The organism is Lacticaseibacillus rhamnosus (assembly GCF_900636965.1).
GTDB classification, from domain to species: Bacteria; Bacillota; Bacilli; order Lactobacillales; family Lactobacillaceae; genus Lacticaseibacillus; species Lacticaseibacillus rhamnosus.
In genome coordinates, this window is the sequence record NZ_LR134331.1 from 1997606 (window position 1) to 2016443 (window position 18838).

General features: G+C 47.5%; 14 protein-coding genes. 5 read left to right on the forward strand and 9 right to left on the reverse strand.

Features of this window, described 5'->3' with window-relative positions:
* Positions 1–22: 22 nt before the first annotated feature.
* The 4 genes from EL173_RS10160 to EL173_RS10185 form a co-directional block, all read right to left on the reverse strand.
* Complete coding sequence (locus EL173_RS10160; protein ID WP_014571445.1) at positions 23–1432, reverse strand: C69 family dipeptidase; 1410 nt, start codon at positions 1430–1432, stop codon at positions 23–25.
* A gap of 983 nt (positions 1433–2415) precedes the next feature.
* The gene (locus EL173_RS10165) at positions 2416–2892 is read right to left on the reverse strand and encodes an acyl-CoA thioesterase (protein ID WP_014571446.1); all 477 of its coding nucleotides are present in this window, start codon (positions 2890–2892) and stop codon (positions 2416–2418) included.
* A 4-nt stretch (positions 2893–2896) separates the two neighbouring features.
* On the reverse strand, positions 2897–5188 hold the full coding sequence (helD, locus tag EL173_RS10170; protein ID WP_005714640.1) for an RNA polymerase recycling motor HelD: 2292 nt from the start codon (positions 5186–5188) through the stop codon (positions 2897–2899).
* Positions 5189–5619: 431 nt separating this feature from the next.
* Positions 5620–5817 (reverse strand): hypothetical protein, encoded by a 198-nt coding sequence (locus tag EL173_RS10185; RefSeq protein WP_005715221.1) that lies wholly within the window; start codon positions 5815–5817, stop codon positions 5620–5622.
* Between the two features lie 71 nt (positions 5818–5888).
* Between EL173_RS10185 and EL173_RS10190 the strand changes: the two genes are divergently transcribed.
* From EL173_RS10190 to EL173_RS10200, 3 genes are all read left to right on the forward strand, one after another.
* A complete protein-coding gene (locus tag EL173_RS10190; protein WP_014571449.1) occupies positions 5889–7718 on the forward strand; it encodes a monovalent cation:proton antiporter family protein in 1830 nt (609 codons plus the stop codon).
* A gap of 156 nt (positions 7719–7874) precedes the next feature.
* Positions 7875–8780, forward strand: coding sequence for a proline-specific peptidase family protein (locus EL173_RS10195; protein ID WP_005712840.1), 906 nt, complete (start codon positions 7875–7877; stop codon positions 8778–8780).
* 78 nt (positions 8781–8858) lie between these two features.
* Positions 8859–9320 (forward strand): hypothetical protein, encoded by a 462-nt coding sequence (locus EL173_RS10200; RefSeq protein WP_005692900.1) that lies wholly within the window; start codon positions 8859–8861, stop codon positions 9318–9320.
* Between the two features lie 81 nt (positions 9321–9401).
* Here the strand turns inward: EL173_RS10200 and EL173_RS10205 are convergent, their stop codons facing one another.
* Both EL173_RS10205 and hemH read right to left on the reverse strand, forming a co-directional pair.
* Positions 9402–10757, reverse strand: a complete 1356-nt coding sequence (locus tag EL173_RS10205; RefSeq protein ID WP_005692898.1) for an Nramp family divalent metal transporter — start codon at positions 10755–10757, stop codon at positions 9402–9404.
* Positions 10741–11712 (reverse strand): ferrochelatase, encoded by a 972-nt coding sequence (gene hemH, locus EL173_RS10210; RefSeq protein WP_005692896.1) that lies wholly within the window; start codon positions 11710–11712, stop codon positions 10741–10743. Before hemH ends, EL173_RS10205 begins: the two co-directional genes overlap by 17 nt.
* A gap of 294 nt (positions 11713–12006) precedes the next feature.
* Here hemH and EL173_RS10215 point away from each other — a divergent pair, with 294 nt between their 5' ends.
* Positions 12007–12672, forward strand: coding sequence for a histidine phosphatase family protein (locus EL173_RS10215; RefSeq protein WP_005687299.1), 666 nt, complete (start codon positions 12007–12009; stop codon positions 12670–12672).
* Positions 12673–12804: 132 nt separating this feature from the next.
* On the opposite strand, the gene rhaD is transcribed toward EL173_RS10215, so the two are convergent.
* The 3 genes from rhaD to EL173_RS10230 form a co-directional block, all read right to left on the reverse strand.
* Positions 12805–13698: a rhamnulose-1-phosphate aldolase gene (gene rhaD, locus EL173_RS10220; protein ID WP_019728278.1), complete on the reverse strand. Its 894-nt coding sequence runs from the start codon at positions 13696–13698 to the stop codon at positions 12805–12807.
* Positions 13699–14131: 433 nt separating this feature from the next.
* The gene (locus EL173_RS10225) at positions 14132–15940 is read right to left on the reverse strand and encodes an FtsX-like permease family protein (RefSeq protein ID WP_005692892.1); all 1809 of its coding nucleotides are present in this window, start codon (positions 15938–15940) and stop codon (positions 14132–14134) included.
* Positions 15941–15952: 12 nt separating this feature from the next.
* On the reverse strand, positions 15953–16711 hold the full coding sequence (locus EL173_RS10230; RefSeq protein WP_014571451.1) for an ABC transporter ATP-binding protein: 759 nt from the start codon (positions 16709–16711) through the stop codon (positions 15953–15955).
* A 299-nt stretch (positions 16712–17010) separates the two neighbouring features.
* Between EL173_RS10230 and EL173_RS10235 the strand changes: the two genes are divergently transcribed.
* Positions 17011–18681 carry an APC family permease gene (locus EL173_RS10235; RefSeq protein ID WP_005692888.1) on the forward strand — a complete coding sequence of 557 codons (1671 nt, stop codon included), beginning with the start codon at positions 17011–17013 and terminating at the stop codon, positions 18679–18681.
* The last annotated feature ends 157 nt before the right edge of the window (positions 18682–18838 follow it).

Sequence of the window (18838 nt, forward strand, 5' to 3'; positions counted from 1 at the left end):
GAGCGCTTTTTAGATACCTCCATTAATCCTGTAACTTAAAGGCCAGTTTCATATTCGGAGCTGCGGCGGCAACCATTTGGCCCAGCAGTTCATTGCTGTTGGTCATGGCTAAATCGGCCATTTTCTTGTTAACAGCGGTTAAATGTGCCTGAATGTCTTTGGCATCCTGCACTGCTTTATCCGTTTCAAGTTGCAGATGACGGCAAGCAGCCACAGTCTTTTGCTCAAACACATCTTCTTGATCTTTGAACAATGAAAAGTCGTAGTCGCCAAACGTTGCCAGCAGATTACTGAGCCAATACATTTTGGTGACATCGAACTTATCGCCGGTGTCGCGGTATGCTGCCGGTGTATCGGTAACGTTAGCATAAAACGGAACCACTGTGTTGAAGGTGTTCGGGCCAAATGCCAACCAGTGAACACCTGCAATTGCAGCAGGCACATCGTTACGAATTTGCAAAATGTGAAGTTCCTGATTACGGTTGATCCCGATCGGCCGGTACAGCTTTTTCTGCGCCGGCGTGCCAAGCGAACCGTAAACATCGTATGGCGTGTTTTCGTAGTGGGAACTTTCGACAAACTTCACGTCTTCGATACTGATCTTTTTGTTAGTGCGGCAGATAAACGGAAGATCCTGATCGATTGGCGTGGTGTCGAATTCCGGATTGAAATACTTTTGGCCGTACCATGCCCGCGGGTTGTTGTAACGGGTGTCTTTGATAGTGGCCGAGCCGAAGATGTGGCGCAAGTTGTAGCCTTCTGGGTCTGGGTTGAGGTGATAGGTCTCAATCAGATCACGCAGGTCGGCGCTGCTCATTGTATCATCACTGGCAAAATCAAAATCGGTAATATTGAAGCGATTCGGTGCAACCACGTACGCATCGTCAGGAATGCGGATCGCTGCCCAGTGATGGCCGCCGATGCTTTCGAAGTACCAAACTTCATCCTTGTCGGCAAAGGCAATTCCGTTACTTTCATAGGTGCCATATTGTTGAAGCAGACTGCCTAGACGTTGCACCCCTTCACGCGCACTGTGAATATATGGCAGCACGATGGTTGGCATGTCTTCTTCTCCGATGCCTTCAGCTACAAGCGGATCAACGCCGAGCACCCGGCTATTGGTGGTAATTGTCTCAGTTGAGGTCATCGCCACGTTTTCGCTATTAATCCCTGCAGCCGCCCAAATACCGTGACCGTCCTCAGCTTCAGGCGTTGACGTATACCCTAATGGATCGGCCGGCAGATCAATGGAAAATTTGCTCAAAACAGACTGGTAATGACGCGGCTGATCCTCAGGTTTAACGTACACAAACTTTTGCGGATGTAATGGTGATTCGCCATCTTCGTTCCGGGCAATGATCGTGGAACCATCGATGGAAGCCTTCTTACCGACCAACACTGTGGTACAGGAGCCGACATAACGTTTTGCCAAAATAATCGTCCTTCTTTCAAAATGAATCCGCAGATGTGCAGAACCGTGCGGGAATGGATTTATGATTAACTTTACCGCGTGAAGACAGGTTTGCCAAGGGTGTGCGAAAACAAGCGCAAAAAATAGCCATCCCTAAAGTTTGACAGCCTCGGGATGGCTATTTGTAATCTCAGAGCCGCTGTTAATGGCGTTGTTGCTTTAAAAATTTTAACATGCGGTTTAATTGTGCGTCTAGCCAAGCGAACTCAGAATCCAGCTCATCACGAATTTAAAATAAACAGCAATTCAATTTGCGGCTATTAAACGTTAAAAATAAAGCATAACAATTGAAATGTGTGGAACCGCGAACACCGGTTTGCTACAATCAAATTGGCAACGTCAAGAGATGGCGGCTACTCTCAGACGAAGGGGGTGATGCAGATGGTTTTCTTCCCTGAAGCTCACAACCCACTGAAGAAAGGAGCCTGTGTTTGTCGGTCTTCGAAGCTCTGAGTCTGGTCAATCAAGTTGTGGATAATTTCATGACGTTGATTGTGCTGGTCACAGTGTTGACAGCCGAAAACAAGCGCAAAAAATAGCCATCCCCAACGTTTGACAGACTTAGGATGGCTATTTGCCACTTCTGAGCCGCTGTTGACGGCGTTGTTAGTTCCACAAGGGCTAGCGACTGGAAACCGCTAGCCTTTTTACATATTCATTTTAGCATGCAGTCTAATGATGCGTCTAGCCAAACTATTCCGGACTTACCAAATTCTGCATACCGAAATGAGATGGGTATCTAACCATTTTTGAACCGCGCCAAATTCCAATCACCCGAATCCGAAGACTACAAAAGACGCGCTATTTTCGCCAGAACGAAAAAATAGCGCGTCTTTTGCTTGCAGCTATAAACTCTAATCATACGTTTATACGCTAACACTGTAGCAAACACATTTTCCCCATATCTGCCCCATCTTTTGATCAACATCAGCGCTCGGCAACTTTCAATCCAGTGGCACTTCACCAAAGCTCGCGTTAATCTTCCGATAATCCGCCCGCCGTTCAGCGTAACCCGCGAGCAGCCGCTTTTCAAAGTCCGATTCGGCTTCTACTGGTGGCAGTGGACCGTCTTCCTTGTGGCGGGCCACAAAAGTTGCAAAGGCCGTTCCCACTTGAAAACGCTCGCCGCTAGCTAAGTGCTCGCCGATAAGTTGCACGAAGACTTCAAGTGAGCGATGACCGACGCCGCTAACCATACACTTGATAATTAGGGCATCCCCCATTTTAACCGGTGCGGCTAATCGAACCATATCCAGTGATCCGGTGGCTAATCCGCGTCGACCTAATCGTTGCGCGGCAATGGAGCTGACGTCATCGATCCAGGTGAAGATCTGACCGCCAAACAGCGTCTGATGGGCGTTTAGCATCCCTGGAAAGACGCGATAACTGGAAACTGCCAATGTATCACGCATTTTAACCATTCGCTTACCCCCGCTCATACAATTCTTCTGGCACCTTGTCCAACAACGGCGTCACATCCGGACTGGCTAGCATTGTCAGCCGATGCATGGCCCGCGATGCAACGGTGTATAGCAATTCGCGTTCGTCTTCTTCGTGGTAGTTTTTCGCGTTAACCTGCCACAGCACCACGGCGTCGAATTCCAATCCCTTGGCTAAGAAACTTGGCACGACAATGACGCCGGCCGCCAAGCGTTGATTTTCGGACTTGATGAGGGTGACTTTAATGCCGGCAGCCTTCATCTTAGCATAAATTGCTTCTGCGGCTTCCAAGGTTTTGGCAATCACCGCGGTGGTTTGTTTGGCCTCGTCATTCACCTTCAGCTGAGCTTGCAGTGCGGTCATCAAACCTGCTTCATCAGGCCGGACAATTAGTTTCGGCAATGGACCTTGGCGATTGAAGGCAACGATTTTCTGACCGGATGTCAAAATGGCTTTGGTGAAATCCGTCACCTGTTTCGTTGACCGATAACTTTGCGTCAACTGCACCACACGGGTTTTCTCCGGATCGAACAACTTGCTGGTCTCATTAATCAGCGTCCGCGAGTCATCCTTTGTGAAAATTGCCTGATTCAAGTCGCCAAGTAACGTAAATTTCGCACGGGGGAAACTGGCTTTAAGATAAGCCAACTGATATGGCGTGTAATCTTGAATCTCATCAACAAAGACATAGCGCATTTCGCGTTCTCCGTGCCGGCCGGTAATCAAATCATATAGGTGCAAATATGGCGTTGCGTCAGCCATGGGCAGTTTGCGTTCCTTGAACATGGCAATAAAGTGATCCACTTCTGCTTGCCAGTCAGCTTCGGAAATCCCTTCCGCTGCTAAGTCGTAAATGGCAGGCACTTCGCGTAAAAAGCTGACATATTGCCCGCGAATGTTGATAAACCGGTTGCGGACAATATCTTGCTGAATCGCGTCAAAACCTTTCATGACCAACTGCCGGGCAAAGAAGCGATATTCATCGTCACTATTCTTAAATTCTTTTGGCCCATCTTGTTGCATGGAGCGAATTTCTTCATCGCTTAGATTCTGAACTGCTTCTTGAACCCACTGTGCTTTGGTCTCGGATTCAATTTTGCGATTCAACATTTTAATCAGCCGCTCTTTAGTCGCATTCAGGCGGTTGCCCATATGATAATTTTCGTTATAGCTGTAGAAGATCTCCCGAATCCGCTTGCGTGAAAAGAAAACTTCGCCGCGGAACCGGATATCCCTAAACCGCAATCCGGAGCGTTCCAGACTCGTTGCATAGGTCTGGGCAGTTTTAAAGAAGTCCAAACTTCCCTTGACCCGGGCAATTTTCTTTTGCACCGGCGTCAACTGCTGTTCGAATTGGGAAAAGAGGTTCTGAACCTCAATATGTGGCAGGCGCCGGGTGACATATTGATAATACGTAAATTGGACCATGTTTTGTTCGCCTAATTCCGGCAACACATTACTGATATAGTCGGAGAAAAGTTGGTTGGGGCTAAACATGATCACTTGGCTGCTCGTCAGATTACCGCGATAACGATAAAGTAAGTACGCAACCCGCTGCAACACGGCACTGGTTTTCCCGGAGCCGGCTGCCCCTTGGACGAACAACAAATCCGCTTTGGTATCGCGAATGATCTGGTTTTGTTCGCGCTGGATCGTCGTGACAATGGTCTTCATCTGGGTATCGGATTTTTCACCCAGAACTTCCAGCAACATTTGATCGCCAATGGTTTCGGTTGTGTCAAACATGGTCTGAATTTGACCGTTTTTAATCACAAATTGCCGTTTTAAGGAGACCGTGACTTGTTGCGGGCCATCAGGGGTTTGATAAGTCACCTTACCTAAGCCGCCATCATAATAAATCGAACTAATCGGTGCCCGCCAGTCATAGATGAGAAACTTGCCAGCCTCATTCGTAAACGAACCGAGGCCAATATAAATCGTCTCCGGCTTTTCGCGACCTTCCTGAAAATCAATCCGGGCAAAATAAGGGTTTCCCAACAGCCGCTGCACTGTCACCAGCTGCTGTGCGCTTTGCTTCCAAGCATTCGTCCGCTCATCAAGCACCCGCTGCTGTTGCTGAATCGAAGCAGCTGTTTCAATGGTTTCAGCATAATTCGTGAAGTTTAAAGAAAAATCGTTGAAAAAGTTATCACTGATATTCTTCTCTTCGGTCTTGGTCTTGGCCATCTCTTTAGAAAGCCGCTCCTTGGCACCCGAAAGCTCCTTCATGATCGCATCCAAATGCTGCTGCTCTTTAGCTTGTTCATTCCCAGCCACGACGTCATCTCCTTTAACGGTTATTAAATAATCGTTATAACATCTTATCACTTATGAGGAAACGCCGCAAAAAAGAGTGTGAGCGCGAACCGGCGCGGTTAGAAGTCGGAGTGTAAGTGGCCTCAGGCGTGATGGCCGGGCTTTGGCCATTGCGACTGAGGTCCTTACACGCAGACTTCTGCGCCGGTGAGCGCGTTATGGGCATAAGCCAGAACACAAGCGGCCATAAACGTGATGGCCGGGCTTTGGCCATTGCGACCAAGGTCCTTACACGCAGATCCCTGCGCCGGTGAGCGCGTTATGGGCGTAAGCTAGAACAAAAGCGGCCTTAAACGTAATGGCCGGACTTTGCCCATTGCCACCAATGTCCTTACACGCAGATCCCTGCGCCGGTGAGCGCGTTATGGGCATAAGCCAGAACACAAATGCCCCTACTTCAACTTCCCGCGCAACAACGGCGTCCAAGCCTCCAACACATACCCAACCGCCAATCCAACCGCCACGCCTAACAGAATCTTTTTAAACGGTAAACTGACCAACAACCCGATTAACACACAAGTACCAACGATGACGGCACGCCGATTGAAAAACGATTTACCTTGACGTGAAGGTTTTTGATTTTGTATCATACGCTTTCCTTTCATTTATAAACACTTTTCGTTACGATTGACTCATCCATTATCTCTGATCGGAGGCCATTATGGAATCTATTTCACTTTTAATCGTCTTGACAGCCGCGTTGTTGACGCCGCTGTTAATGGCGCACTTTCATATTAATAGTATCCCGACTGCTGTTGCCGAGATTCTAGTGGGCATCATCTTAGGCAAAAGTCTCTTAGGTTGGGTCCATACTGGCGGCGAAATGCAGGCGTTAAGTGAACTCGGTGTCACCATCCTGATCTTCCTGTCTGGCATGGAAATCGACTTTTCGCTTTTCAAACCACAGCCCAAGACGGACAAAGGACCTCAGCCGGCCAATCCAGTCGTGCTAGCCACAGTTGGATTTGCAACGGTCATCATCATCAGTTTGGGATTCAGTTACCTACTCAAATTCATTCACTTCTATAACTTCCCGATTTTTGCAACCATTCTGTTCACCACGATTGCGCTTGGCGTTGTCATTGCGGCTTTAAAAGAACAGGAGTTGTTACATCAACCGCTTGGGCAAACGATCCTGCTGATTGCGGCTTTGGGTGAAGTGATTCCCCTTATCAGCCTGACTATTTACTCAGCCTTAAACGGTTCAAGCGATAACAATCTATGGTTACTGCTGTTACTGCTGCTGGCGGCGTTGGTTTTACTAGCGCGATTCAAACACATTTACAGCTTTTTTGCGGCGATTGATAAAAGCACCACGCAACTAGACATTCGGTTGGCGTTCTTCTTAGTCTTCACCTTAGTGACCATCGCTTCACGAGTAGGTGCCGAGTCCATTTTAGGTGCCTTTCTTGCCGGCATGGTGATGAAGCTCCTTGGTCCGCGCCAAGAAACTCAGGATAAATTGACTTCCTTAGGTTATGGCTTCTTCATTCCAATTTTCTTCATCGTCACTGGGGCAAACCTCGATTTGAAAGCTTTAGTCGCTGATCCTAAGAGCCTCTCCTTGATTCCGTTGGTGCTCATCGGCTTTTTCATCACCAAAATCGGCCTCATTCCTGTTTTGCGGCAGCGGTTTAAGCCGCAAAACGCATTGGCAGGCACGTTTTTAGCCACCACCACCATCACCTTGGTCATTCCGACGTTAACCGTTGGGCGCAACCTTGGTATCGTGACCGAGCAGCAATCCGGCGCGTTCACACTGGCAGCGGTCATTGCCTGTGTGGCGGGGCCAATCCTTTTCAATAGTTTCTTCAAGCCTGAGCCCGAAACCTTCAAAAAGACCCGCGTCACCTTTATTGGCGGCAATCTTTTGACGGTACCCATCGCACAACATTTAAGTCCTGAGCGCTATGAGGTGCAACTATTTACCGATCGGGTAGAAAATTTTCGGACGTATAACTCCGAAGTGGCAATCACATTAACGGATTATCAGGAAAACGCGTTAAAAGCTGCCGGCGCATATTATTGTGACGTCATGGTGCTGGGTGATTTCGACGCGGACACCAATTACGACTTGGCAAAAATGGCATTAGCACAGAAAGTTCCACGAATCATCGCCCGGTTTGCCGCAAAAGATACCACCTCTGATCGCTATGACCGATTGCGCGATGACGGCGTTGAAGTTTTCAATGCACTCGATGCCAACGTTGCGTTGCTGCGTAGCTTGATCGAAACCCCGTCCACGTTGAAAATCCTTGATGATACAATTGCGGGCATCTATGAAGTCACCATCCGCAATTCGCGTTTTGCCGGTCTTGAGCTCAAGAATTTACCGTTCATTGACGACATCACCGTAAGCCAGATTTATCGACAAAAGAAATTCATTGCTCCTCACGGCGACACCCAACTGCACCTTGGTGACCACCTCATTTTCTCCGGGGACAAGCACCTCATCCGCAATATCCGCGCACAGGTTGAAAAGTTAAATTAATGCTGCTCAATCAGGATGTGAAATTCTGCTTTGATACTCACCAATGACTGATCTCAGTACAAAATAGTTATAAATGGCAGCACTTCCTTTTTTACGCCGTTGTCAGGCTATTTTCCGTGGTACAATGAGATTATTCTAAGAAAAAAAGGTGATCAAATGAAACAAGGAACAACGATCCTGACCTTAGACAATGGCTACCACTTGTGGACCAATACGCAAGGCGAAGGTGACATTCACCTGCTTTGCCTACACGGTGGCCCTGGTGGCACGCACGAATACTGGGAGAATTTTGGTGAAGAACTCGCTGATCTCGGCGTTCAAGTCCATATGTACGATCAACTCGGGTCGTTTTACTCGGATCAGCCCGATTATTCTGATCCGGAAATTGCTAAAAAATATCTGACAACCGATTATTTTCTCGGTGAAGTTGAAGAAGTCCGCAAGAAGCTAGGATTGGATCACTTTTATTTGATCGGCCAAAGCTGGGGCGGTGCCTTGACCCAACTATATGCGTTGAAATACGGCCAGCATCTCAAAGGCGCGATCATTTCATCGATGGTGGACAATATTAACGAGTATGTTGAGCATATCAATCTGGTCCGCGAAGAAGCATTGCCACCTTCAGCCGTAAAATATATGAAGAAAATCGAAAAAGCCGGCGATTGGGACGATCCGCAATATCAAAAATATGTGGATGTCTTAAATCGCGGCTATGTTGATCGCAAGCAGCCACCGGCAATCTCACATCTAATTAGCACGATGGCAACGCCGGTTTACAATGCGTTCCAAGGCGATAATGAATTTGTCGTCACCGGTAAGCTGAAGGACTGGGACATTAGCGATCAAATTCACAACATCAAAGTGCCGACATTGCTGACATTTGGCGAACACGAAACCATGCCGCTAAAAGCTGCCCAGCGCATGGCTGAAGTAATTCCGCATGCTCGGTTGGTAACGACTCCAAATGGCGGCCATCATCACATGATTGACAACGCACCGGTTTACTTCAAGCATTTGAAGCAATTCATTTCCGATGTTGAAAACGGCACCTTTAACGACTAATGGTAAAAACCGCGCCCTTACTGTTAATATGGTCGCGGTTTTTGTCTATGCATCTTTTTAACATGAAAGGATCTCACCATGGCTTACACCGTTGATTTTAAAACCGTTAGCACCAACGGCTTAGAAAGTTCTCCTGTTGCACCGGCTTTGGCTGGGCTTAGAGCCAATGAAGCCCGGTATATTTGGAACAAATATAAAGTTCCCTATGTCGCCTATCCTGTCAGTGAAAAACCGGACAGCCTCGCTTGGGTGCAGGCAATTCTTGCAGAACGCGAGCTCCATATCGCTGCCAAGCCACTTGAAATCTGTGACCTTGCGCTACCGGATCTGCGCTGGGTTGAAGTCTATTATCAAGATGGACTAGCTATCAATGTGATGTATCACCTTACTGATCCCAAAAAACGGGCGGTCGGCTTTAAACTCAGCGATGGCATGACCGTTCCCGCCGAACTCGCGGACAAGTTTAAATTCGCCCGCCAAAAGTCAAAACTCGCCGGCACCATTCGCGGATCCTTTTTCGTAATTAAAGGAAGTTACTGATCGCAATATCTTTCACGTACCAGATCAGATTCACCAATAAAACGGTCGATGCATAACTGCGCATCGACCGTTTTATTGTATTCACGGTAAAATAACTGACAAAATAAGTTGCACATTCAACAACGTAATGATGCCGGTTAAAACGTATCCCATCCAGCGCACGACCGGAGAATTAACGTGCTGGCCCATTAAGTCACGCCGATCGGTTAATGCCACTAGCGGAAATAGCGTAAATGGCAGCGCAATGCTCAGTGCTACTTGCGCGTAAACAATAACCTGCTCAAAGTGTTGCTCGCTAAAACCCATCACAAAGCCAATGATCATGATCGGAATCAGCGTAACCAACCGCGTCAATAAACGTCTGGCCCACAGCGGAATCTGAATGTTCAAATAGCCTTCCATCACAATCTGACCAGCTAAGGTACTAGCAATCGAACTGATTAAACCCGTGATCAATAACGCAAAGGCAAACAAGGTGCTCATTAGGGGACTGGCTAGTCCACCCACGATTGCCGGATTTTTCAAGCCGTTATAAACACCTTCAAATGCGGTCGCGTGGCTACTCATGCCATAAAATAAAGTTGCCCCCAGAATCAGCAACAGCGCATTAATCACAAATGCCGCGACTAAATGGACATTAGAATCCCATTTGCCAAACCGCAGCGCCTCGGTGACTTGTGCGGGAATATGTTCATCGTATCGGCGGCTTTGGGCCAGCGATGAATGCAAGTAGATATTATGCGGCATAATGGTTGCACCCATAATACCTAAGCTTAATAACAACATGCCACGATTAGTCAGAATCCCGGTATGCGGAACCAACCCCGCAACAATGCCACCCATTGACGGCCGCGCCCGCACCACTTCAATGCCGAAAATAATGCCAACTGTCAGAATAGATGCCAACACAATCAACTCGATCCGGCGAATGCCAAACCGCAAAAACATCAACACCACCAACACATCCGCGATCGTTAGCAGCATCCCCCACATCAATGGCAGGCCGAATAATAGCTTCAACGCAATCGCCGTACCGACAACTCCGGTCATATCCGTTGCCATCATGGCTGCTTCGTTCACCAGCCACAATCCGATTCGACTCCACTTCGGAACAAACGCCGCAATCGCCTGAGCCAGATCCAACCGCGCGACCACCCCGAGTTTAATGGCCAGGGTTTGCATGAACATTGCCGCCAAAATTGACAATAGCAACACCGCTAATAACGTCTCATGATAGCGACTCCCGCCTTCCAGCGCCGTCAGCCAATTACCGGGATCCATATACCCAACCGCAACCAACGCGCCGGGACCACTGTAAGCCAGGAACTTTTGAACAAACGATGGTTCATACACTCCCGGTACCTGCACACTGCGATTAATCTCATCCAAACTAGGCTTTGCTTGCTGGACACTGAGCTGCTCATTTCGCTTGGTCATGACGCATCACCTCTGCAGCAACCTTTTCTTTCGCCAGCGTTGCTAAAAAGTCACAAAACGCAGAACTGCCATTCATGGGGCGGACAGTTTTAAAGACTTTACCGCCATTAGCGCGAAAAGTTTGATAGTTTTGAACATCATTTTCTTCTAACGTCTCCAAACAATCCGTCACGAAACTAGGCGTCGTCACCAACACCCGCCTTTTGCCCAACGCTGCTAAGGCCATTAAACGGTTGCGTAAATACGGCTTTAACCACGGCACCGGTCCGAACTTCGACTGATAACACGTCTCTACAATGGCCGGTGGCACTTTGGTCAGATAACGCTTAACCCCTGCTGTAGTCGCTTCACAGGCTTGCTGATAAGGATCGCCATGCCGCACCATCGCGGTTGGAATGCCATGATAACTCATAATCACGGCATCATAGTCACCTTGTATGTAGGCATCGTCCAGTTGTTGCGCTAATAACTTCTGATAAGCGGACTGCTCGTAAAAGTGCTCAACGTTCAATGTTTTAACACCCGATGCTGCGACTTTTTCCAGGATTGTCTTGGTGGTGCTTTGGGTATACGCCGGAAAAAGGGGAATGACAACAATCGGCCGATCCCCACGCGCCGCCATTACTTGCAAAGTTGCGGCAATGGGATACTGACCGCCATAAGTCATCGCCATTTGAACATCCCAATCCGGAAGTGCCTGGCGCAAGCGATCACGTGTGACTTGCGTATAAGCAATCAACGGTGAGCCAGCCTGCGTCCACTCGTGCTGATAAAATGTCGCTGACCGCCAACTGCGAAATGGTAGCACAAATCCACGTAAAATCGGTTGCCACAAAATTTTAGGCATGGTAATCACATTCTGATCGCTTAAAAACTCCCGCAAATAACGTCGGACATCTTTGGTCTGCGGCGAAACCGGCGATCCCAAATTTACAATTAATAACCCCTTTGCCATTTAACTGCCCCCATTGTCTCCAAAAATTATAATTTAAGAATAACACAGGTCCATCGCTTTAAATTTGGTTTCTTGGAGCGAGTCGTTTAAATCATCCCGGTTATCAACTGCCAAAGCCTACGCTGACGGCAAATCTTTTTCGCGCTTTCGGGACACAAAAACCTCGCCGCACCACAATATTGGTCACGCTTCCCGCCAACCAACTCCTGCTTCTATGCTAAACTAACATTAGAAAGATAAAATGTTTGCCGAGGTGAAATCGGCGAGCGTTAGACTGTCGAGGAGGCAAATTTAATGGCTACGAAAGGCATTACCGTCTACCTAGTGCGCCATGGGCAGACATGGTTTAATCACTTTAACAAAATGCAGGGTTGGAGCGACTCGCCGTTGACTGAAAACGGGATCAAGGACGGCACCAATACCGGAGTCATCTTGCGTAATGTTGCCTTTACCCACGCGTATTGCAGTGACACTACCCGGGCAACCCGGACAGCAGACTTGATTTTAAGCAAAAATGTCACGGGTAAGATTCCGCTGACAGTGACGCCGTTTTTCCGGGAACAATTTTACGGCTATTTTGAAGGTGAAGATTCGGGACAAACCTGGTACATGGTTGGGTTCCCCCATGGCGCCCGTACTTATCCGGAGATTCTCGAAAAATACGGTGTCGATGCGTCTAAAGACTTCATGCATGACGCTGATCCGTTTCATGAAGCAGAAGACGCTCGAACTTACTGGACGCGGCTAATGAAAGGATTTCGGCAGTTGCGCTCGGAGAATCATGAAGGCGACAAGGTGCTGATGGTCAGTCATGGCACAACGATTCGCAGTATTGTTGACAAGTTTGGCAAAAATGATGGCTTCGTAGTAACCGACTCACCGCGCAATGGTTCAATCAGTAAAATATTACTGACGGACACAGGCATTAAGGTCTTAAGTTATAATGAATTCGAAGCCTGATTCAATTTAAACCTTCAAGCGGTGATTTTTCAGCCGCTTTTTTTGATGAAACCAAAAGGGTCACACACCCAGCTTTGCATGGTTGTGTGACCCTTTTTCAGACAACTTTATTCCCTATCTAGGCCACTGCGACTAGTGAACCAATTCTTTTTGCTCAATGAGTGAACCGCCGTGGATGAACTCTGGATTCGGGGTCAAATCGAAGCGTTCGGCCAGCTGTTCCAGATTTTCGTCTGTGATTTCGTTGACAAACTGACCACCTTGCGCCTGAATTGCGGTGTAGATAGTAGCGGCTTTTTCAACGGTTTCAATTAAGCCGTATGTTTCGTCAATCGAATCGCCGACACCGAAGATACCATGCAGCGGCCACAAAACGATGCGGTATTGGCCCATTTTTTCGGCAGTTGCCTGGCCAATTTCGTTGGTTCCTGGCGTCATGTATGGTAAAACACCAACGCCTTCAGGGAAAACAACGATTGATTCTGCCTGCATCTTCCAGAGAATGCGGCTGAACAATTTTTCTTTCCACGGTAACGTAAAGGTCATAGCAATGGTGTTCGTTGGGTGACAGTGCATCACAACCCGCTGATTAGGATCCTGCTTAAGCCGTTGGATATGGGTCATCAAATGTGCCGGGAATTCACTGGTCGGCTGGCCGCCATCGGAAAAGCCCCAGAGTAAATCAACACTTTGACCGTCTTGATTAATCCGAACCAGTCCCGTATCGCGTTCCGGGAAGTCTTTGACGTTCTTGAAATAGCGACCGGTCCCGGTTACCAAGAAATATTGACCTGCCAAGGCACTAGCATCAAACTTAATCGGGATCGTGCGCTTGACTTCATGAACATCGCCGTACTGACCGACTTCCTGCTTTGTAAGCCGATAGCTGACATTGCCGCCATTTCGTTCATCCCAGCCATGTTGATAAAGATTCCACGTCACCTTACGCATCTGTTGCACAAATGGTGAATCAATAAACGCCTGTGTATATTCCGGATTCAAGAAATCTTTTTTTGAACCTGCCATGAAAACGTTCCTTCTTTCTTCTGGTCATCATGCCAAAGCTATCCCTATACAGTGTCAAATAAACAGATCAACTTTTTTGTTGTCTTAAAAAGCGTCAAACCTACTGCACCCGAATAGCCATTAGCACGTTTGTTATTAATCTTTCTTACAGCTTCTATTTTACGAAGCCATGTAAGCGCTCGACCAGACCAAATGTACGCATCAAAACAGCGAAATCGGAACAGATGCACATATCACCCCGTACTCTGCAAATGAAAGCTCAATCCGGTCATACCATGACGAATAGCGCTTCACGGTTGGCCCGGCAGTATTTTGATTTTTCATAACGCACTAAACAAAAATCGGCTTTAGCGTGATAGGCAAAACCATCGCTAAAGCCGATTACGATTCATTTTAACGGTTCAAATCTTTTCACACCACATTGCCGGGTTGCTTACGACTTTGAGGCCAGGTTCTTATTAATCACAATACTCTGGTAAATCCAGACGGTTGCCAGATAATACAGACCGTACAGCACGATGAATAACGCGAAAGGTACTAACAAATGACCATATGGCTCGCTTAACAGGGTCTTGAACAACTGTAATCCGAATAACACGTGCACGATGCCGACCACTCCTGGCAAAAGGAACAAGGCGCCGATTTCCTGGCGAATCGACCGACGTAAGACGCGCGGCCGGGCACCGATTTTTTGCAACATGAGATAACGGTTCTTATCGTAATTGGCACCCGATAGAATTTTAAACATCAACGTTGAAGCCAACATCGCCAAGAAAGCAATTCCTAGGAAGAAGCCCATGAAAGCCAAGCCGGAATACAGGCCATTGACCACCGCATAGAATTCAAATTTCTGATCGCCATTGCTGCTCCAAAGCCGTGGATATTGGTGCTGCTGCAGCGTTACAATCTTTTGAATCGTATCATAATTCTGATTGAAGTCTTTAACTTTAATGGTCGTCAAGGTTTCCGAATTTCCCAACTTGGCAAAAGTGGCAGCATCCGCAACCTTCATCTGCTTGCCGCGATTGTTCCCGATGAAGATGCCAAAAGCACCGGGGTACAATTCGATCAGCTTTTCAAAGTTCTGACTGGTGACTTTGATGTTGGGTGCATTGATGCCTTTATCCACCGCTTTAATTTCCAATGGATGGGCGTCAAGTTTCGCCTTACTGATGTAGACGGTTTTAGCATCTGATTTAAGTTCGTATTGCTGCTTGGCCGTCACATCCTGCAACTTATTGATTTCTGCGCGGGTGGCGGCATTTGGTGAAGCAACCGTCACGTCGTAAACTGTCGACTGACTTGCCAGCTTGGGAATGTCATGCGTAAAGCCCATCCCCACGGTAATGGCGCCTAAAGCCAGTGCAAACAGCATGGCAACTACGGATAAGATGCGGGTATAGTCCCGAATCCGAAAACTGAGCTGGGACAATGTGAACGTATGCAACTGCTTGGCTGCAAATGTCCGATTCCGCTTCATTAAACTGATTAAAGCCACAAAGACGGAATTAAATAAGAAATATGTTCCCAAAACAATGGTTACCAAAGCTAGCGGAATCGCCATTAACTGAAACTTAGGGACATTGGCCATGCTGTAATAACCGATGGCCAGCAAGATCACACCGAGGACAATCTGCAAGGCAAAGCTGCTTTTGCGTTGCTTAATCCGATTCGGTGTCTGTGCCTGATGTAATAATTGCAACATCGGCGTTTTCAGCAATTTTGCCGCGTTATACATAGCAGACAAAAGAAATAGAACAAAGAAGAACCCTATTGTCCATAAAATGGCTGGCACCCAGATCGGTGAAAAACCCGTGGCTGGTGCATGTAAAGCGGCGATAATCCATTTTCCAATAAAAAGTGTGCCAACCATGCCAATAAGAATCCCGCCAATCGTCGCCATAATCCCGACTGTGACGGTTTCAAGGAAAATCAGCTGGCCGATTTTACGCCCTTTTGCGCCCAGCATCATGAACATCGCATAATCGCGTTGACGCATACTGAGCAAAAAGCTGTTGGCGTACACAATATAAACTAACGTGATAATCGCCAGCAAAACTGCCCCGAACCCAAAAATAAACGGGGTGAAGCCGATGGGTGAATTTTTCTTTAAAAAGCTCGTGTTCGTTGCTAAAGCCATAAACATGTAGAAAACAGCGCTGGCAATGACCAGTCCGGAGAATAAGACCGCATAGTCGCGGAAACGGTTTTTTAAGCCGCCAAGTGCGAGTTTACTTAACATTCTTGCTGCCTCCTACTTCTGAAATGTGCCGAGGGTCTCAAGAATCTCTTGATAGAAAGCTTCTTGACTCTTGTCACCGTGAACCAGTTCAGAACCGATCTGACCGTCTTTGATGAACAAAATTCGACTGGCATAGCTGGCGGAAAACGGATCATGGGTCACCAGCAGAATCGACACGCCTTCGTCACGATTCAAATGCGCCATGGTATCCAACAATTCGCGCGCAGCCTTGGAATCAAGTGCGCCGGTTGGTTCATCACCAAAAAGAATATCCGGCTGCTGAACCAATGCCCGAGCTGCGGCTACCCGTTGTTTTTGACCACCGGACAGTTCGGTTGGGTAATGATCCAACACGCGTTCAATGCCAAGCGTTTGCGCGATCTTATCAACGGCTTCGGTTTGCTTTTTAGCGCTGACATTTTGCAAGGCAAGTGGCAATGCAATGTTTTCCCGGCCGGTTAAGTTTTCTAGTAAGTTGAAATCCTGGAAAATAAAGCCGATCTTTTTGGCGCGAAAATCGGATAAGGCGTCTCCTTTGAGTTTGGTCACATCGGCGCCTTTGATGCGAACGGAACCGGATGTCGGGGTGTCTAGCGTGCTCAGAATATTCAATAAAGTGGTTTTACCGGAGCCTGAAGCACCCATAATCCCAACGAATTCACCGGGTTCAACCTGAAAACTCACACCCTTTAGTGCTGGCGTTTGTTTTTCCCCTTGTTTGCCATATGTTTTCGTAACATTTTCAACCGTTACAACAGGTTGCTTGTCCATGATAAACCTCCATTTGCAATGTGCTTGCTTTTTATTTACAAGATTAATGATAATGGCTGCCAGCAATTTTTTCCTGATAATGCACTAACGGATGCCGGATCGAAACTAACGGGTTTGTAAGCTACTTTAGCTTTTCTTTATTTTTGGCCCCATCTAGCCGCAATCCTTGCTATAATCACACATGAGCTATGAAAATCCTTATGAAAGTTGGTTAATCGTGGGAACCTTTCGCAACAAAGCGCCCGGGCTAAGTTCAAAATCAGCGGCTGATTGAACTTAGTAAAGGAGCACATTTTAATATGAATGATTTAGAAAAACCGCAAAAGCAGTTCATTCCCTGGATGATTGTCGGCTTGATGGACTTTGTCACCGTCATCGGGTTTGACGACATCATCTATAACTTCCAGAATCAAGGCTTGGTGGCATTCACCAGCTGGATTATCATGACCTTCTTTTATGTCATTCCGTATAATCTGATTGTCGCGCATATGGGTTCGACTTTTTCCGAACATGGCGGCGGGATCACCAGCTGGATGCGCGAAACCAATGGCGATACGGTTGGTTACTATGCGGCTTGGTTTTATTGGATCACCGGGCTGCCTTATGTCGTGGACGTAGCCAATTCGGTTGTTATTTCTTTTGGCTGGATCACCAACGGCAACGGCAACATTCAAGCTAACCTTGGTAACGCATGGTTCGGTATTCTCACGGCCGTTATCTTTGTGATCTTTATCTGGTTACAGCACTTCTTTAAAAATAAAAGTCTTGAGATCATGTCAACAATCGGCGGCGGGGCCATGTTTATCATGACGGTTTTATTCGTGATCATGACCTTCATCGGTTTATCCAAAGGCGCCCCGATTGCCACCCGCCCGTTTGATTTCAAGGCCTTCATCCCCAAAGATTTCTTTTCACTGAGCTTCCTATCGACTTTTGGCTTGTTCGTCTTTGCCATGAACGGCTCCGAACTTGCTGCACCTTACACCAAGGACATGCGCCATCCTGCCCGTGATTTTCCCAAAGCATTGAAAATGATTGCGATCATGACCATGTTCCTGACACTTTTTGGCACCTTTTCATTAGGGGTATACTTTAACGCCCACCATCTGCCAAATGATTTGAAAATGAATGGTTCCTACTATGCGTTTCAAGCCATTGGTCGTCAATTCGGGATGGGCAACAGTCTGATGTATCTGTTCGCCGTGGTGCAAGGTATTTATATGTTAGCCCAGCTGGCTGTGATTCTGGACGCCTCAACCCGGGTATTCCTGTCCGATGTGGCCAAGCGCTTCATGCCGCGTCAGTTGACAAAGATGAACGAAGACGGCTTGCCGATTAATGGTTACTGGATGACAACGATTCTGTGTGCGTTGATCATGGCACTCGGCGCACTTTTGCCGAAAATCAATGACATCTTCAACTGGCTGCTCAATCTCAACGGTATTGTCAGCCCGCTGTCCACTTGCTTCTTGTTCTGGTCCTACACGATGGTCCGGTTACATCAGGATCGGTTCCCGACGCCTGATTATACGTTTCTTAAAAATCGAAAAGTCGGCTTAGTTGTCGGTATCTGGATGTTAGGGATTACCTTTTTACTTGGCACCCTTGGCTTCTTCCCGACTGACGCCACCGCGGACACTTTTGCACTCATGCTCGGTTTGAATATCGTGGTGCCAATTGGCATGGTCGCGCTTGGCGTTTTGATGCCGTGGATCGCCAAACGTCAGCGGCAAGCGAACAACGGCCTTGCGTTTAGCCGCAACACCTGGTTGGTACTCACTACCCTCAGCTTAGTCGGGCTAGTTGTCGCGGCTACTTATGGGATACACGTCAACTTACTCGATCACTTAACGCCTGTCATTCAGTGGCCACTGATTATCATCGTTGACCTTGCCATTGCCGGGGTGGTGCTCAAAGTCACCGCAAACGGTCGGCATCAACGGGTAGCTGGTTCGCCTGATGAGGGATGAGTTCTGGCTTACTATGTTAAAGAACGTTTTGGCGAATAAAGATTAGTTATACGATGCCCTGGCAACGTAACCTGTTGCTAGGGCATTTTTTGGCTGTAACCGGATTGTCCAGCAGAAAAAATCAACTGCGAGTATCTACCAGTCAACGACATCGTTA

What these genes read in the sequence shown, in the direction of transcription:
- EL173_RS10165 (WP_014571446.1), bottom strand. Translation starts at nt 2,892, where the DNA reads ATGGTTAAAATGCGTGATACATTGGCAGTTTCCAGTTATCGCGTCTTT.
- EL173_RS10185 (WP_005715221.1), bottom strand. Translation starts at nt 5,817, where the DNA reads ATGATACAAAATCAAAAACCTTCACGTCAAGGTAAATCGTTTTTCAAT.
- EL173_RS10190 (WP_014571449.1), top strand. Translation starts at nt 5,889, where the DNA reads ATGGAATCTATTTCACTTTTAATCGTCTTGACAGCCGCGTTGTTGACG.
- EL173_RS10195 (WP_005712840.1), top strand. Translation starts at nt 7,875, where the DNA reads ATGAAACAAGGAACAACGATCCTGACCTTAGACAATGGCTACCACTTG.
- EL173_RS10200 (WP_005692900.1), top strand. Translation starts at nt 8,859, where the DNA reads ATGGCTTACACCGTTGATTTTAAAACCGTTAGCACCAACGGCTTAGAA.
- EL173_RS10205 (WP_005692898.1), bottom strand. Translation starts at nt 10,757, where the DNA reads ATGACCAAGCGAAATGAGCAGCTCAGTGTCCAGCAAGCAAAGCCTAGT.
- hemH (WP_005692896.1), bottom strand. Translation starts at nt 11,712, where the DNA reads ATGGCAAAGGGGTTATTAATTGTAAATTTGGGATCGCCGGTTTCGCCG.
- EL173_RS10215 (WP_005687299.1), top strand. Translation starts at nt 12,007, where the DNA reads ATGGCTACGAAAGGCATTACCGTCTACCTAGTGCGCCATGGGCAGACA.
- rhaD (WP_019728278.1), bottom strand. Translation starts at nt 13,698, where the DNA reads ATGGCAGGTTCAAAAAAAGATTTCTTGAATCCGGAATATACACAGGCG.
- EL173_RS10225 (WP_005692892.1), bottom strand. Translation starts at nt 15,940, where the DNA reads ATGTTAAGTAAACTCGCACTTGGCGGCTTAAAAAACCGTTTCCGCGAC.
- EL173_RS10230 (WP_014571451.1), bottom strand. Translation starts at nt 16,711, where the DNA reads ATGGACAAGCAACCTGTTGTAACGGTTGAAAATGTTACGAAAACATAT.
- EL173_RS10235 (WP_005692888.1), top strand. Translation starts at nt 17,011, where the DNA reads ATGAATGATTTAGAAAAACCGCAAAAGCAGTTCATTCCCTGGATGATT.